The organism is Paraburkholderia polaris (assembly GCF_012927345.1).
Classification (GTDB): domain Bacteria; phylum Pseudomonadota; class Gammaproteobacteria; order Burkholderiales; family Burkholderiaceae; genus Paraburkholderia; species Paraburkholderia polaris.
In genome coordinates this window covers 1-1,073 of sequence record NZ_JABBGJ010000155.1, presented here as the reverse complement: position 1 = coordinate 1,073, position 1,073 = coordinate 1, and the positions used below count along the sequence as shown (strand labels likewise).

The window sequence follows — 1,073 nt, the reverse complement described above, 5'->3', positions numbered from 1 at the left end:
CCTTGTTCGCTGCGCTCAATGCAGCGACGGGCGAAGTCATTGCTCAATGCAAGCCACGCCACCGGCATCAGGAATTCCTGGCGTTCCTCAGGCATATTGACCAGGTGGTGCCCGCCGATCTCGACGTGCATCTGGTCGTCGACAACTACGCGACACACAAGCATCCGAGGGTCAGGGCGTGGCTCGCCAGGCATACGCGTTACCACATGCATTTCACGCCGACCTACTCGAGCTGGCTGAATCAGGTTGAACGCTGGTTTGGCCTGATTACGCAACAGGCGATCCGTCGCGGGTCATTCTGAAACGTGCGCCAGCTCATCGCCAGCATCGAGCGTTATACCGAGCAGTACAACCAGCACAAGCGTCCGTTCGTATGGACCGCGACAGCCGATTCCATTCTCCAGAAAGTGGCACGGCTATGCAAAGTTATTTCTGGGACGGAACACTAGCGTGAATGATCGTAATGTAAGGAGGGCGTGACGCAATGCTCATGCTGGTGCGCCGGCAGCGAGATATCGCGGCTGGACGTGTGCGGGCGCCTAAGCAGAACGTGTTAGCAACCTCAAATCTCACGGGACGGGATGTTATTCGTGGCCGGTCACCGTCACTGGCTTAAGGTACTTGACGGCTGCCTCGCCTGAAGCGTCTTGCCGTCTGTCGTTGGAGTTGATGCGGTTAGTATCTCAGCGGCTGCCGCCGAGTCTTGGCATCTTAAGGGTCATGGTCCCATGGCGATCGAAGCGCCGGACAACATTGCTTCGATCGCCGCGTTGCTAAGGAAGGTCTGCAAAAGTCCTGGCATTGACGTGAGCTTGGACTATCCTGGGAGCAGGAGAATTCAAGGAGCGACGTGATGACGCAAATGGATCTCGGCTTGAATCTGTCAACGAAGCGCACGCGCAAGCGCGAGTTTCTCGATGAGATGACACGCGTAGTGCCGTGGCAGAAACTGATTGCGCTCATCGAGCCGCACTATCCTAAGGGCAAGACTGGCCGGCCGCCGTTTCCGATCGCGACGATGCTGCGTATTCACTTCCTTCAGCAGTGGTTCAGTCTCTCGGACCCGGCGATGG

At 57.4% G+C, this 1,073-nt stretch carries 1 protein-coding gene and 1 pseudogene; both read left to right on the top strand.

Features of this window, described 5'->3' with window-relative positions; genetic code table 11:
• Positions 1-449, top strand: a pseudogene (locus tag HHL24_RS43465) (IS630 family transposase); the annotation flags it as partial.
• Positions 450-853: 404 nt separating this feature from the next.
• A partial coding sequence (locus tag HHL24_RS43460) for a transposase (RefSeq protein ID WP_169491258.1) occupies positions 854-1,073 on the top strand: 220 nt, incomplete at its 3' end.